The organism is Paraburkholderia sp. NPDC080076, assembly GCF_050281145.1.
Taxonomy (GTDB): Bacteria; Pseudomonadota; Gammaproteobacteria; order Burkholderiales; family Burkholderiaceae; genus Paraburkholderia.
This window is the reverse complement of record NZ_JBNNWQ010000004.1, coordinates 941,474-954,929: the sequence shown is the minus strand read 5'-3', so window position 1 is coordinate 954,929 and position 13,456 is coordinate 941,474. Positions and strand designations below refer to the sequence as shown.

General features: G+C 64.1%; 12 protein-coding genes. 2 read left to right on the top strand and 10 right to left on the bottom strand.

The window, feature by feature from the left end; translation table 11 throughout:
• Window positions 1-211 precede the first annotated feature (211 nt).
• The 5 genes from purH to ACQKRQ_RS21390 all read right to left on the bottom strand — a co-directional run bounded on the left by purH (window position 212) and on the right by ACQKRQ_RS21390 (window position 6,202).
• On the bottom strand, window positions 212-1,777 hold the full coding sequence (gene purH, locus ACQKRQ_RS21410) for a bifunctional phosphoribosylaminoimidazolecarboxamide formyltransferase/IMP cyclohydrolase (protein ID WP_427479209.1): 1,566 nt from the start codon (window positions 1,775-1,777) through the stop codon (window positions 212-214).
• Window positions 1,778-1,842: 65 nt separating this feature from the next.
• Window positions 1,843-2,076 carry a Fis family transcriptional regulator gene (locus tag ACQKRQ_RS21405; RefSeq protein ID WP_007180440.1) on the bottom strand — a complete coding sequence of 78 codons (234 nt, stop codon included), beginning with the start codon at window positions 2,074-2,076 and terminating at the stop codon, window positions 1,843-1,845.
• A complete protein-coding gene (gene dusB, locus ACQKRQ_RS21400) occupies window positions 2,073-3,137 on the bottom strand; it encodes a tRNA dihydrouridine synthase DusB (protein WP_408181117.1) in 1,065 nt (354 codons plus the stop codon). The genes ACQKRQ_RS21405 and dusB overlap by 4 nt, the downstream gene beginning before the upstream one ends.
• A gap of 239 nt (window positions 3,138-3,376) precedes the next feature.
• Window positions 3,377-4,774 (bottom strand): UbiH/UbiF/VisC/COQ6 family ubiquinone biosynthesis hydroxylase, encoded by a 1,398-nt coding sequence (locus ACQKRQ_RS21395; RefSeq protein WP_427479206.1) that lies wholly within the window; start codon window positions 4,772-4,774, stop codon window positions 3,377-3,379.
• A gap of 21 nt (window positions 4,775-4,795) precedes the next feature.
• On the bottom strand, window positions 4,796-6,202 hold the full coding sequence (locus ACQKRQ_RS21390) for an aminopeptidase P N-terminal domain-containing protein (RefSeq protein ID WP_427479203.1): 1,407 nt from the start codon (window positions 6,200-6,202) through the stop codon (window positions 4,796-4,798).
• A 203-nt stretch (window positions 6,203-6,405) separates the two neighbouring features.
• Between ACQKRQ_RS21390 and ACQKRQ_RS21385 the strand changes: the two genes are divergently transcribed.
• Complete coding sequence (locus ACQKRQ_RS21385; RefSeq protein ID WP_132373149.1) at window positions 6,406-7,020, top strand: glutathione S-transferase C-terminal domain-containing protein; 615 nt, start codon at window positions 6,406-6,408, stop codon at window positions 7,018-7,020.
• Between the two features lie 300 nt (window positions 7,021-7,320).
• Window positions 7,321-8,079 (top strand): M48 family metallopeptidase, encoded by a 759-nt coding sequence (locus ACQKRQ_RS21380; protein ID WP_427479200.1) that lies wholly within the window; start codon window positions 7,321-7,323, stop codon window positions 8,077-8,079.
• 136 nt (window positions 8,080-8,215) lie between these two features.
• Here the strand turns inward: ACQKRQ_RS21380 and lnt are convergent, their stop codons facing one another.
• The 5 genes from lnt to ACQKRQ_RS21355 all read right to left on the bottom strand — a co-directional run bounded on the left by lnt (window position 8,216) and on the right by ACQKRQ_RS21355 (window position 13,434).
• A complete protein-coding gene (gene lnt, locus ACQKRQ_RS21375; RefSeq protein WP_427479198.1) occupies window positions 8,216-9,925 on the bottom strand; it encodes an apolipoprotein N-acyltransferase in 1,710 nt (569 codons plus the stop codon).
• Between the two features lie 82 nt (window positions 9,926-10,007).
• Entirely contained in the window at window positions 10,008-10,901 is an 894-nt protein-coding gene (locus ACQKRQ_RS21370) for an HlyC/CorC family transporter (RefSeq protein WP_091799238.1), read from the bottom strand.
• A 201-nt stretch (window positions 10,902-11,102) separates the two neighbouring features.
• Window positions 11,103-11,804, bottom strand: coding sequence for a gamma-glutamylcyclotransferase (locus tag ACQKRQ_RS21365; protein WP_132373155.1), 702 nt, complete (start codon window positions 11,802-11,804; stop codon window positions 11,103-11,105).
• A gap of 49 nt (window positions 11,805-11,853) precedes the next feature.
• Complete coding sequence (gene ybeY, locus ACQKRQ_RS21360; protein ID WP_408318587.1) at window positions 11,854-12,315, bottom strand: rRNA maturation RNase YbeY; 462 nt, start codon at window positions 12,313-12,315, stop codon at window positions 11,854-11,856.
• A 39-nt stretch (window positions 12,316-12,354) separates the two neighbouring features.
• On the bottom strand, window positions 12,355-13,434 hold the full coding sequence (locus tag ACQKRQ_RS21355) for a PhoH family protein (RefSeq protein WP_132373158.1): 1,080 nt from the start codon (window positions 13,432-13,434) through the stop codon (window positions 12,355-12,357).
• Window positions 13,435-13,456: the final 22 nt, after the last annotated feature.

Sequence of the window (13,456 nt, the reverse complement as noted above, 5' to 3'; positions counted from 1 at the left end):
AAGCGTGGCGTGGGCACGGCACGACCGGCACAAGCTGCACAGCTGGCACGAACGGCACGAACGGCACGAACGGCACACGCGGAACAAGCGCCGCACCAAAGAAAACGGCCCGACGGAAAATTCCGCCAGGCCGTTTCTCTAAATCTCAAATCTCACCAGCAACCCGGTTTCACCAGGAAACCGACGCCGCTATTGAAACCCAAACCCCAAATCAATGCCGGAAGTGCCGCACCCCAGTCAGCACCATCGCGATATTGTGCTCATCCGCCGCGCTGACCACTTCATCATCGCGCATCGAACCGCCCGGCTGAATCACGCAAGTCGCGCCTGCCGCCACCACCACGTCGAGGCCATCGCGGAACGGAAAGAACGCGTCCGACGCCACTGCCGAACCGGCCAGAGTCAAACCGGCGTTCTGCGCCTTGATGCTGGCGATGCGTGCCGAGTCCACGCGACTCATCTGACCCGCGCCTACGCCGAGCGTCATGCCGTTGCCGCAGAACACGATGGCGTTCGACTTCACGTACTTCGCCACGCGCCACGCGAACAGCAGATCGTTCATTTCCTTCGGCGTTGGATGACGCTTCGTGACCACGCGCAATTCGCGCGGCTGCACGTTCTTCGAGTCGAGCGACTGCACCAGCAGGCCGCCGCCCACGCGCTTCAGATCAAATGCGTTGTGGCCTTCGCCCAGCGCGATTTCCAGCAGACGCACATTCTGCTTCGCCGCGAACACCTTGCGCGCTTCGGCGCTGAACGACGGCGCGATCAGCACTTCAACGAACTGCTTGGCCACGGCTTGCGCCGCTGCTTCGTCCACTTCGCGGTTGAACGCGATGATGCCGCCGAACGCCGAGGTCGGGTCGGTCTGGAACGCCTTCGCGTACGCTTCGTTGGCGTCCGCCCCGACTGCCACGCCGCACGGATTCGCGTGCTTGACGATCACGCAGGCCGGCACGTCGAAGGTTTTCACGCATTCCCACGCCGCATCGGAATCTGCGATGTTGTTGTACGACAGTTCCTTGCCTTGCAACTGGTTGTAGTTCGCCAGTGCGCCGGCCGGCACGCTCAGATCGCGGTAGAACGCGGCGCTCTGATGCGGGTTTTCGCCGTAGCGCAGATCCTGCACCTTGTCGAATGCCAGGTTGAACGTCGCCGGATAAGCGTTGCGCGACGCGTGCTGCAGTTCGTCGGTCAGGCTCGTCAGGTAGTTCGTGATCGCGCCGTCGTATTGCGCGGTGTGCGCGAACACCTTGGTGGCGAGGCGGAAGTTCGTCTTGTACGACACGGCATTGCTGTTCGCGCGCATTTCGTCGAGCACGACCGCGTAGTCGGCCGGATCGACCACCACCGTCACGTCGCGATGATTCTTCGCGGCCGAACGCAGCATGGTCGGCCCGCCAATGTCGATGTTCTCGATCGCGTCTTCCAGCGAGCATTCTTCCTTCGACACGGTCTGCACGAACGGGTACAGATTCACGACCAGCAGATCGATGGTCGGAATGTCGTGCTTTTCAAGCGACGCCATGTGTTCCGGCAGGTCGCGGCGCGCGAGAATGCCGCCGTGCACCTTCGGATGCAGCGTTTTCACGCGCCCGTCCAGCATTTCCGGGAAGCCCGTGTAATCGGCGACTTCGGTGACGGAGAGACCCGCGTCCGCGAGCAGTTTCGCGGTGCCGCCGGTCGACAGGATCTTGACGCCGAGGTCCGACAGCGACTTGGCGAAGTCGACGATGCCGGACTTGTCGGAAACGGAGATGAGCGCTTGCTTGATCATGATGAAGACGAAAAGCCGAAGGGAAACGTGGCAGGGCGCCTGAAACTACAACGAATTACAACGGGTTACAGCAAACCGTGCTGTTGCAGCTTCTTGCGCAGCGTATTGCGGTTGATGCCGAGATACTCGGCGGCCAGCGACTGATTGCCGCCGGCCTGCTCGAGCACCACTTCGAGCAGAGGTTTTTCTACGCAGGAAATCACCATGTCGTAGACGTCGTGCGGATTGGAGCCGTCGAGATCCTGGAAATACATCCCCAGGCTGTCGCGGACAGATTGTTCGATATTGTTCTTGCTCATGCTGCTAGTCGGTCGGTATGGTCCGGCTCGCCGTTATTGTTGAGCGTTTCGTCGACGTAGACGAGGCGGTCGGAGATCGCCTTTTGTGCGTCGAAGAACTCGTTGACGGCGAGGAGTTGTTCGCGCGTGGTGTCCAGCGTATTCATGCGATGCCGGAACACGTTGGCGCCAGAAAGGCCGCGAGTGTACCAGCCGATGTGCTTACGCGCAGTGCGGACACCCGTAAATTCGCCGTAGAAAGCGTAGTGGTCTTCCAGATGCTCGTTCATCACCTGCTGGATTTCGTCGATGCGCGGCGGCGGCAGCAACTCGCCCGTTTGCAGGAAATGCTCGATCTCGCGGAACAGCCACGGGCGCCCCTGCGCCGCGCGGCCGATCATGATGGCGTCGGCGCCGGTGGCGGCCAACACCTCGCGTGCTTTTTGCGGCGACGTAATGTCGCCGTTGGCGACCACCGGAATGCGCACCGCCGCTTTCACCGCGGCGATGGTCTCGTATTCTGCGTCGCCGTGATACAGGTCGGCGCGCGTGCGGCCGTGCACGGTCAGCATCGAAATGCCGGCCGATTCGGCCAGACGCGCGACGTTCAGCGCATTCTTGTTCTCGCGATCCCAGCCCGTGCGGATCTTCAGCGTGACGGGCACCGCGTCGGGCCCGACGCCGACCGCGCCCACCACCGCCTCGACGATGCGCTGCACCAGCGGCTCGTTCTGCAACAGGGCTGAACCCGCCGCCACGTTGCACACCTTCTTGGCCGGGCAGCCCATGTTGATGTCGATGATCTGCGCGCCGTTCGCCACGTTGTAGCGGGCCGCTTCGGCCATCATGGCCGGATCGGCGCCGGCGATCTGAACGGCGATCGGCTCGACCTCGCCCGCGTGATTGGCGCGGCGCATGGTCTTCTCGCTTTTCCACAACTGCGCGTTCGAGGCGACCATTTCCGACACCGCATAGCCCGCGCCCAGCCGTTTGCACAGTTGCCGGAACGGCCGGTCGGTCACGCCGGCCATGGGCGCGACGAACAGGTTATTACGCAGATTGTGGGAGCCGAGAGTAGGCATAACGTGGGACGCGGTGGACGCGCGCGCGGCCGATTGGTCAATTTCTGTCAATCGGAGCGTTGGCGAAATGCGAGAGAAAACCGCTATTTTAGCGTTAACGGATAGCCGGCACCCGACATGTGCCTGTCGTAACCCATTAAATCTTCTATGAAAGTGCGCCGATTCATAGAACCGGCGCTGCTCGCGAGGCACCTTTCGCGTGAGGCAAAAACTCCGTGCGGCGCGAGCGGGCGGCGCGCCTAGCGGCGCTGTCCGAACATCATTTGCCGTGCCAGCGCGGTTTTTACGGGCGGCAGGAATTCGAGCGCGGTGAGGGCGAGGCCGCGCATGATCGCGAGCGGCGCGAAGTCGATAGTGAAAAGGCGTGCGAGCGTGTCGGTGGCACCGATCGTCATGCGCCGGTCGAGCGCGCGGCGTTGCGCGAAAGTGGCTAGCGCGAGCGGGGTCGGACCTTCCGCCGACAAGGCGTCGGCGAGCGCGTGGGCGTCGCGCAGACCCAGGTTCAGGCCCTGACCCGCCACCGGATGCAGCGTCTGCGCCGCGTTGCCGATCGCGACGACGTGGCCATTCACGAGCGTTTCCACGGCGTTCAGTCCCAACGGGAACGACGCGCGTCCCTTGATGTGCGTAAAGCGGCCCATGCGGTCGCCGAACGCGGCGCCGAGTTCGCGCAGGAAGTCTTCGTCGGAAAGTTGCGCGCGGCGCGCGGCTTCCTCGGGCGCGCAGCACCAGACCAGCGCGTAGTCGGCGCCGCGCACGCCGCCCATCGGTAGCAATGCGATCGGGCCTTGCGACGTGAAGCGCTCCCACGCCACGTGCGGTTGCGGTGCGGATACAGTCACCGTGCCGACGAGTGCGGTCTGTCCATAGTCGCGCGTGCCGGGTTCGGCGACGCCTCCGCCGGCGCGCCGTGCGGCCTCGCCGTCCCGGCCGGCTTGCCGATCAGCGCTTTTCGCCGCGCTGTCGGCGGCTTGGCTGGGGGCGTTGCCATCGTCGGCGGCACCATGGCCGACTTGCCTGTCCGCACTCGTGCTGGCGCCTTTGGCGGCGCGTTTGCCCGCGACTCGACCTGACGACTTCTGATCACCGAACAGACCGCCTTCGGCATTCACCAGAATGCGTGTGCGCAACTGACGCGTGACGCCCGCGGTTTCGATCGGCAGCGTGACGCCGTCGAGTTCCTGCGTCGGCGCCGCGGCGGAGGTGGAGCGGAACCAGTGCACCGAAGTCGCGTGCACCGCCTCGGCGAGGCCATGCACGATCGAGCCGTAGCGCAGCACGTAGCCGAGCGCCGGCAGTCCGTGCTCGCCGTGATCGATCAGCGTGCGGCCGAAGTGGCCGCGCTGCGAGACGTGAATGCGGTGGATCGCGGTGGCGTCGGCGGGCCAGCGCAGCGGTTCCAGGATCATCCTGCTGCCATGAGACACGGCGATGGCGCGCGGATCGGCGATCGAATCTTCCGGCTCGCGCGCGTCGACGAGCGCGATCTTCAGCGCCCGCGTCGCGCTGCGGCGCGCCAGCCAGCCGGCCAGCGCCAGCCCGACCGGACCGGCGCCGACAATCGTCACGTCGAAATCGAAGGGTTGGCCGGCCTTGGCGGGCTTCAGGATCACCGTCGACTGGGAAACGTCGTTCATTACGTGTTACTTCCTTGCGAGTTACTTCGCTGCTTCGTGGGCCGCGCGGGCTTCCTGCATCAGCGCCTCGATCTCGTCGGCGGCGACCGGCACGTCGCGCGTCATCAGTTCGCAACCGGTCGGCGTGACAATCGCGTCGTCCTCGATGCGGATGCCGATGTTCCAGTAGCGCTCGGGCACGCCTTCGGTCGGCCGGATATACAGGCCGGGCTCGATGGTCAGCGTCATCGACGCCTGCAGCGTGCGCCACGGCAGCGCGCCCGCTTCGTCGCGCGGCGCGCCGCGTTCGCGGTAGTCGCCGACGTCGTGCACGTCCATGCCGAGCCAGTGGCCCGTGCGGTGCATATAGAAGGGCGCGTAGGCACGTTCGGCGATTACGTCGTCGACCGTGGCGAATTTCGCGCGGTCGATGATGCCGGTGTCGAGCAAGCCCTGCGACAGCACGCGCACGGCGGCCTGGTGCGGGTCGTCGAAGGTGGCGCCGGCGCGGGTGGCGTCAATCGCGGCCTGCTGCGCGGCCAGCACGATGTCGTACAGCTCGCGCTGCGCCGGCGTGAAGCGGCCGCTCGCGGGGAAGGTGCGGGTGATGTCGGAGGCGTAGCCGTCGAGTTCGCAGGCCGCGTCGATCAGGATCAGGTCGCCGTCCTGAGCAATCGCGTTGCCGGCTGGGTAGTGCAGCACGCAGGCGTTCGCGCCGGCCGCGACGATCGACGTGTAAGCCGGCGCCTGCGCGCCGAACTTGCGGAATGTGTAGAGCAGTTCGGCTTCGAGTTCGTACTCGCGCATGCCCGGATGGCACGCGGCCATGGCGCGGCGATGCGCCTGGGCGGAAATCTGCCCGGCCCGGCGCATGATGGCCAGTTCGTGATCGTCCTTGATGAGCCGCATCTCGTCGAGCAACGGGATGAGATCGCACGCGGCCGCGGGCGCGGCGACACCGCCGCGGCTTTGCGCCCGCACCGCGTCGAGCCAGCCGCGCACCCGTTCGTCCAGTTGCGCCGAGGCGCCGAGCGCGTAATGCAGCGACGGCTTGTCGGCGAGCAAACGCGGCAATTGCGTGTCGATTTCGCCGATGGCGAACGCGGCGTCGAACCCGAAGGCCACGCGCGCGCCATCCGGGCCGAAGCGGAAGCCTTCCCACGTCTCGCGCTCGACGTTTTTCTCGCGGCAGAACAGCACCGAAGCTGGCTCGCCGGGCGCGGCGCTGGCGTCGAGCACAAGCAGCGCTTCGGGTTCGGTGAAACCGGTCAGGTAGTAAAAGTAGCTGTCGTGCCGGTAGGGATAGTCCGCGTCCCGATTGCGCAACGCCTCCGGCGCGGTGGGGACGATGGCGACGCCGCCACCCGCTGCCCGCAGCGCGGCGAGTACGCGCTCACGGCGCGTGCGGTAGACGTCGATGGCGATGGTGGGTTCGGTCAGCTGGTTCATCGTGAGATTGTAGCGCCCATGCGCGGAGTTATTTTGCGCGGGATACTGGCGAAAGTGGCGGCAGACACGCGCGCGGCGCTGTTGCAATCCGTCCACAGCGAGTCCCCGTGCGGCTCGCGAAGCGTCGGCGTGACGCTTCTGAGCGCTCGTGAACGGCGCCAAGCCCTTATACTTTCGCCGGATTCAGGAAAAGGCAGACGGTAATGATGAAACTCATCGGTTCGCTCGCCAGTCCCTTCGTGCGTAAAGCGCGGATCGTGCTGGCCGACAAGAAGATCGACTACGAACTGGTGCCCGAGAATGTCTGGGCACCGGACACCCGCATTCACACCTTCAATCCGCTCGGCAAAGTGCCGTGCCTCGTAATGGAAGATGGCGAAGCGGTGTTCGACTCGCGGGTGATCTGTGAATACGTGGATACGCTGTCGCCGGTCGGCAAGCTGATTCCGCAGTCGGGACGCGAGCGCGTCGAGGTGCGCTGCTGGGAAGCGCTCGCCGATGGCGTGCTGGACGCGGCGGTGCTGATTCGCCTCGAAGGCACGCAGCGCGCGCCGGAGCAACGCGTGGACGCCTGGGTCGCGCGTCAGCAGCGCAAGATCGACGAAGCCCTGATCGCAATGGCACAGGGATTGGGCAGCAAGCCGTGGTGCGCGGGCAATCACTACACGCTCGCGGATATCGCGATGGGTTGCGCATTGGGTTATCTGGATTTCCGCATGCCGGAATTGAACTGGCGCGAACCGTATCCGAATCTGGACAAACATTTCCAGAAGCTCTCACTGCGTCAGTCGTTCATCGATACGATGCCGGCCGACTGAATAAGCGGCTAATTGGCCGCGAGGTGATGATGTTTTGAATAGCGTGGTCAGTAATATCGGGCAGTTTGCAAAATTGTGTCATTAAAGCTTCCAGAAACATGAATTAAAGCTTACGTTGTGGTAAAAATGCGCCTGCCCGTCAGGCGCATTTTTTTGTCTGTCGCGTGGCGCAAATGTGTTCATGCAGGTTTATGCAATTTACATATCCGGCTTCTTTTGCCGACGGTATGAAACCGTTGCGAACAGGCGGTGCATTAAAAGCGCGCCGCTGAATTAATAACATCGCAGAGAGACTTCCACATGAAATCGTACCGCTTTGCCATTGCCGCTTCCGCCTGTGCTTTATTTGCGGCATGCTCGAATGTCAGCAGCGTCGATCCGTCGGCGTTGATCAAGTCCGGCCAGATGGCCACTCAGGCTGCCACGTTGAGCGACGCCGACGTGCGCGCCCTGACCGACAAGTCGTGCGCGCAGCTGGACAGTGAAAACAAGATTGCCGCCGCGAACAGCAAGTACCAGAAGCGCCTGAACAAGATCGCCGCGCAACTGGGTGACAACATCAACGGCACGCCGGTGAACTACAAGGTGTACATGACCAAGGACGTCAACGCGTGGGCCATGGCCAACGGCTGCGTGCGCGTCTACAGCGGTCTGATGGACATGATGAACGACAACGAAGTGCGCGGCGTGGTCGGTCATGAAATGGGCCACGTGGCGCTCGGCCACATGAAGAAGGCGATGCAGGTCGCGTATGCGACTTCGGCGGCGCGTTCGGTGGCGTCGTCAGCCGGTGGCGTGGCGGGCGCGCTGTCCGGTTCGCAGCTCGGTGATTTTTCGGAGAAGCTGATTAACGCGCAATTCTCGCAAACGCAGGAAAGCGCAGCCGACGATTATTCGTTCGACGTGCAGAAAAAGAAGAATCTCGATCCGTCGGGATTGGTGACGGCATTCAACAAGCTCTCGGCATTGGACGGTGGTAAATCGAGCATGTTGAGTTCGCATCCGGCGTCGCCGGCGCGTGCGCAGCATATTCAGCAGCGTATTGCTTCGAACCAGTAAAGTTTGACGGATACTAAAACGCGCGCTCGCGGTAATCCGCGGCGCGCGTTTTTTATTGCAGCGGTTTTTGTTGACTCGATTCACGCGCGCTGCTTTTCATATTGGCGACGCGCGATCGAGGCGGTTTAATCGCGGCTTATTGCTTGCCGTTGCGGCGCCGCGTAATGCCGGGGCCGAACGCAAAGCCAAACGCCAGCAGCAGCAAGGAAACCGCCAGCACGGTGTTATTGCCGCTCGTAATGTAAGGCGTCCTGCCCGCGGTGCCTTGCACAGTGACGTCGAGCGAGCCGATCGTGTACGGAGTGAGGCGTCCGAGCACCTTGCCGTTCGCATCGATCGCGGCCGTCATGCCGGTGTTGGTCGCGCGCAGCATCGGACGGCCGGTTTCCAGCGAACGCATGCGCGCGATCTGCAGATGCTGGTCGAGCGCAATCGTGTCGCCGAACCAGGCCAGATTGGTCGAATTGATCAGCACGCCGGCCGGCGTATCGCTTTCGCGGATGGTCCGTGCAATCTCTTCGCCGAAAATGTCCTCGTAGCAGATGTCCACGGCGACCGGCTGGTTGTGCACGATGAACGGCTTCTGCACCGGCGCGCCACGGAAGAAATCGCCGAGCGGAATGCTCATCAGGTTGACGAACCAGCGGAAGCCCCACGGCACGAATTCGCCGAACGGCACGAGGTGGTGTTTGTCGTAGCGGTACACATCGCGCGTGCCGGGCGTGACGCCGAACAGGCTGTTCGTATAGTCGATCACCTGGCCTTCCGGCGTGATGGTGCCCCCGATCGCGCCGAACAGGATCGCGCTGCCCGTCGAGTCCGAGAAGCTGCGCACCGCCGAGGCGAAGGGCGCCGGCAATTGCTGCGCAAGCACCGGTATGGCGGTTTCCGGCGTGACGATCAGATCGGCCGGCTTCGAGGTGATCATTTGCTGATACTGATCGATCGCGGCGCGCATGCCGGATTCCTCGAACTTCATTTCCTGTTTGACGTTCCCTTGCAGCAGGCGCACGGTCAGCGGCGCGTTGGCCGGCACGGTCCATTGCACGAGCGGCAGCAGCAGGCCGGCTGCGACCAGCGCCAGCGCGATCGCGCCCGGCACGACGATGCGTGCCACGCCGGGTTTCGCGCCGTTGCCGTTGCGGCTGGCATCGGCGCTCTGGTCCGGTTTGCGCGAGGACAGCAACGCTAGCACCGCTTGCACAATTAGCGCGGCCACCAGCGCCAACATCCAGCCGACGCCGTACACGCCCGCCACCGGCGCAAAACCGGCGAACGGGCCGTCCACTTGAGCGTAACCGCTCGCGAGCCACGGGAAGCCCGTGAATACCGTGCCGCGCAGCCATTCGCCGATCGCCCACGCGCTCGCGAACGCCAGCGCGCCATGCCAGGTCGGCGAAAACGGCGTGTCGTCGGCGGCTGCGCCGTTGCGCGCGTGACCCGCGCAGAACGACCAGACGCCCGCCGCCAGCGCCGGATAAACCGCCAGATACAGCGAGAACAGCACGACGGCCGCGGCGGCGAGCGGCGCGGCCATGCCGCCGTAGAAATGCATGCTGACGTAGAGCCACCACACGCCGGTCACGAAATTGCCGAAGCCGAACGCGCCGCCCGTCAGCGCCGCGCTCTTCCAGCCGGTGGTGCGCGTGAGCCAGGCGAAAAAGAACGCGAAGATCGCGAGTTCGAGCCAGCCGCCGTGCGGCGTCGGCGCGAACGAGAGGGTATTGGCCGCGCCCGCGGCCAGCGCGACGAGGTAGTGCCAGCGAGGCAGCGTGCGGCTGCGGGTTTGCTCGGCGGTAGAAGCGTTCACGCCGCGGCGCGAACGGGAAGTCATCGGGTCGGCCATTGTTGCGCGGTCGGCGTGAGAGGTTGAAAAGCGGGTTGAAAAGCGAGTTGAAGAAGCGCAGAAAGAACCGGCCGGGACCCGCTCAGGTCTGCACGTGCTGCGCTTCGCGTTCGCGCTGGCCGGCGAGCGGATCGCGGCGCACCAGCAGCATGTGAATCTGGCGGGCGTCGCCGCGCAGAATCTCGAAGATCAGATCGTCGAGGCGGACTTTTTCGCCACGATGCGGCACCCGTCCGAAGTGATGCGTGACGAGTCCGCCGATCGTGTCGACTTCATCGTCCGAGTAGTGGGTGCCGAAGGCTTCGTTGAACTGTTCGATTTCAGTCAGCGCGCGCACGCGGAAGCGTCCGTCCGGTGAGGCGATGATGTTGCCGCTTTCCTCGTCGAAATCGTATTCGTCTTCGATATCGCCGACGATCTGCTCCAGCACGTCTTCGATCGTGATCAGGCCGGCCACGCCGCCGTATTCGTCGACCACCACCGCGAGGTGATTGCGATTCACACGGAAGTCATGCAGCAGCACGTTCAGGCGCTTCGATTCGGGGATGAACACGGCGGGGCGCAACATGCCGCGCACGTCGAACTCTTCTTCGGCGTAGTAGCGCAGCAGATCTTTGGCCAGCAGCACGCCGATGATGTTGTCGCGATTGCCCTCGTAGACCGGATAGCGCGAGTGCGCTTTTTCCAGCACGTAAGGGATGAATTCGGCGGGATTGTCGGCGATGTTGATCGCGTCCATTTGCGCACGCGGCACCATGATGTCGCGCGCGCTCAGTTCGGACACCTGGAATACGCCTTCGATCATCGACAGCGAGTCGGCGTCGATCAGGTTGCGCTCGTGCGCGTCCTGCAGTATTTCCAGAAGTTCGGCGCGCGAGTCGGGCTCAGGCGAGATGAAATCGGTCAGACGCTCGAGGAGTGAGCGTTTTTCCTGCGGTTTGTCGGTTTGGCGTCGACTGGGATACGTGTCGTTCATGGTAGTGCGCCCGGCAAGACTGGGCGCGCTGTTGCAGAGCATTAAGGATACACCAGGCACATGGCAGGACCGTGTCCCGCCCGGCTGGGCGATGAGTGAAGCTCGGGTGAAGCGGCTCCGCCGTGAGGGCGGGCGTAGGTCAATCCTAACTGATTACGCGCGGAAAAGCGTTTTCAGGAAAAAAAGCGCCGTTCGTGACGGTTATTTCCGGTCTGCTTTCTGGGCTGCTTTTAAGTCTGCTTCGCGCCTCTCCTCGCGACACCGTTCGAGCAGCGCTTCGAGCGCGCGGTCGGGCATGCCGCTCTCACGCAGCGCATGGACCGTGCGGCTGACGTAGTCGAGCGTGGTGCCGTAGCGACCGCTCGCACAGCCGAACACGGTTTTGACGACGTCGTCGCGCAGCTTGCCGGTGTAGCTCGGCACGTCGCGGCGCATCACGAAGGCGAGCGCATCGACGCGCCGGCCGTCGGCGAGCACGCACGGCAGCCACGCCGGGCGGTATGAACCCATCGCCATTTCGCGACGCCAGAGTGCTTCGAGATGCGGCATCGAGCCTTCGGCCGCGAGCCGGAATGCGATGCCGGTGCACGAACCGCCGCGATCGAGCGCCAGCACGAGACCCGGCTGCTCGGGCGTGCCGCGATTCACGCGCGACCACAGGTAGAGCCCGCGGTGATAACCGTGGACCCTCGATCGGGTGGCTTCGACGGTGGGCAGGCCGGGATTCCAGATCAGCGAACCATAGCCGAACAGCCACAGGTCGCTCTTGCGGTCCCAGTCGCGCAACGTGCATTCGAGCGACGCGCGCAGTTCCTCGTCCGTCAGGAGCCGCGATTCGCCGAGTGCCGGGGGATAGTCCGGGCAGGGCGTTCGGGTGTCGGCTTCGGGGGAAGAGGTGCTCACGATCGGTTTTGAACTGGTTGGACGTTTGCGACGTGCGGGTGATCGACGCCTACTGGTAGGGATCGGGAAAACCGAGCTTGGCGAGGATTTCCGTTTCGATCGCTTCCATTTCCTCGGCTTCTTCCTCGACTTCGTGGTCGTAGCCCTGGGCGTGGAGCGTGCCGTGCACGAGCAGATGCGCGTAGTGCGCGATGAGCGGCTTGCCCTGCTCGGCGGCTTCTTTCTCGACCACCGGACAGCACAGGATCAGGTCGCCCGTCACCGGATCGTCTTCCGATTCGGCGTACGCGAAGGTCAGCACGTTGGTCGAATAATCCTTGCCGCGATAGGTGCGGTTCAGCGTGCGGCCTTCTTCGGCATCGACGAAACGCACCGTCAGTTCGCCGTCCGCGAAGAGGGCCGCCTTGATCCAGCCGGCCACCGTGGCGCGCGGCAGCAGCGCCTTGTGTTCCGGCCAGGTCTTGGCGGCGGGGAATTGCAGATTCAACGTCAATTTCGGGGCGCGGCTCATGCGGTTTCGTTGTAGTGCGTTCGTTGCGGCTGCGGGCGCTTAGCGTGAATCCGCCGGACTGGCGGTTTTCTGCGAATGCGCATCGTACGCCTCCACAATTCGCGCGACCAGCGGATGCCGCACCACGTCCGCGCTGGTAAAGCGCGTGAGCGCAATGCCGCGCACGTCGGCCAGCACCTGTTGCGCTTCGATCAGCCCGCTCTTGTGGCCGCGCGGCAAGTCGACCTGAGTCGTGTCGCCGGTGACCACCGCCTTCGAGCCGAAGCCGATCCGCGTGAGGAACATCTTCATCTGCTCGGGCGTGGTGTTCTGCGCCTCGTCGAGGATGATGAACGCGTGGTTCAGCGTGCGGCCGCGCATGTACGCGAGCGGCGCGATTTCGATCATCTGCCGCTCGAACATCTTGGCGGTCTTGTCGAAGCCGAGCAGGTCGTACAGCGCGTCGTACAAAGGACGCAGATACGGATCGACTTTTTGCGCCAGATCGCCCGGCAGAAAGCCGAGACGCTCGCCCGCTTCGACAGCCGGACGGGTCAGCACGATGCGCTTGACCTGATCGCGTTCGAGCGCGTCCACCGCGCAAGCCACCGCGAGATAGGTCTTGCCGGTGCCGGCCGGGCCGATGCCGAAGGTCACGTCGTGCGAGATGATCTGCTTCAGATACTCGCGCTGCGCCGGCGTGCGGCCGCGCAGGTCGGCGCGCCGCGTGTACAGCTTCGGGCCGAGTTCTTCGAGGTCGTCGTCGCCGGCGTCGGCGGGCTGGTCGAACGGATGATCCGGATTGCCGGGGAAACGCGCGTCGCCCGCTGCGTCGCTATGACCATTGCCATTGCCGTTCGTGCGATGGCGCGCCGGGTGGCGCACTTCGACGAGCGCGAGCTGGATGTCGTCGACCGACAGCGGCTCGCGGGCATTGTTGTAGAAGTTCTCGAGCGCGGTGAGCGCGAGTTTCGCGCCGCGCCCGCGAATCGTGATGCGGTGGCCACGGCGTTGCAGCGTCACGTCGAGCGCCTGCTCGATCTGGCGCAAATTTTCGTCGAGCGGGCCGCAGAGGTTGGCGAGCCGCGCGTTGTCTTCGCGCGGTGCGGTGAATTCCAGATGCTGCTGAGTGGTCTTCAAGGCGGTGGGTCGATCCTGTCGG

Coding starts and splice junctions, on each gene's coding strand:
- ACQKRQ_RS21380 (WP_427479200.1), top strand. CDS start 7,321: ATGAAATCGTACCGCTTTGCCATTGCCGCTTCCGCCTGTGCTTTATTT.
- ACQKRQ_RS21390 (WP_427479203.1), bottom strand. CDS start 6,202: ATGAACCAGCTGACCGAACCCACCATCGCCATCGACGTCTACCGCACG.
- dusB (WP_408181117.1), bottom strand. CDS start 3,137: ATGCCTACTCTCGGCTCCCACAATCTGCGTAATAACCTGTTCGTCGCG.
- lnt (WP_427479198.1), bottom strand. CDS start 9,925: ATGGCCGACCCGATGACTTCCCGTTCGCGCCGCGGCGTGAACGCTTCT.
- ybeY (WP_408318587.1), bottom strand. CDS start 12,315: ATGAGCCGCGCCCCGAAATTGACGTTGAATCTGCAATTCCCCGCCGCC.
- purH (WP_427479209.1), bottom strand. CDS start 1,777: ATGATCAAGCAAGCGCTCATCTCCGTTTCCGACAAGTCCGGCATCGTC.
- ACQKRQ_RS21385 (WP_132373149.1), top strand. CDS start 6,406: ATGATGAAACTCATCGGTTCGCTCGCCAGTCCCTTCGTGCGTAAAGCG.
- ACQKRQ_RS21370 (WP_091799238.1), bottom strand. CDS start 10,901: ATGAACGACACGTATCCCAGTCGACGCCAAACCGACAAACCGCAGGAA.
- ACQKRQ_RS21405 (WP_007180440.1), bottom strand. CDS start 2,076: ATGAGCAAGAACAATATCGAACAATCTGTCCGCGACAGCCTGGGGATG.
- ACQKRQ_RS21395 (WP_427479206.1), bottom strand. CDS start 4,774: ATGAACGACGTTTCCCAGTCGACGGTGATCCTGAAGCCCGCCAAGGCC.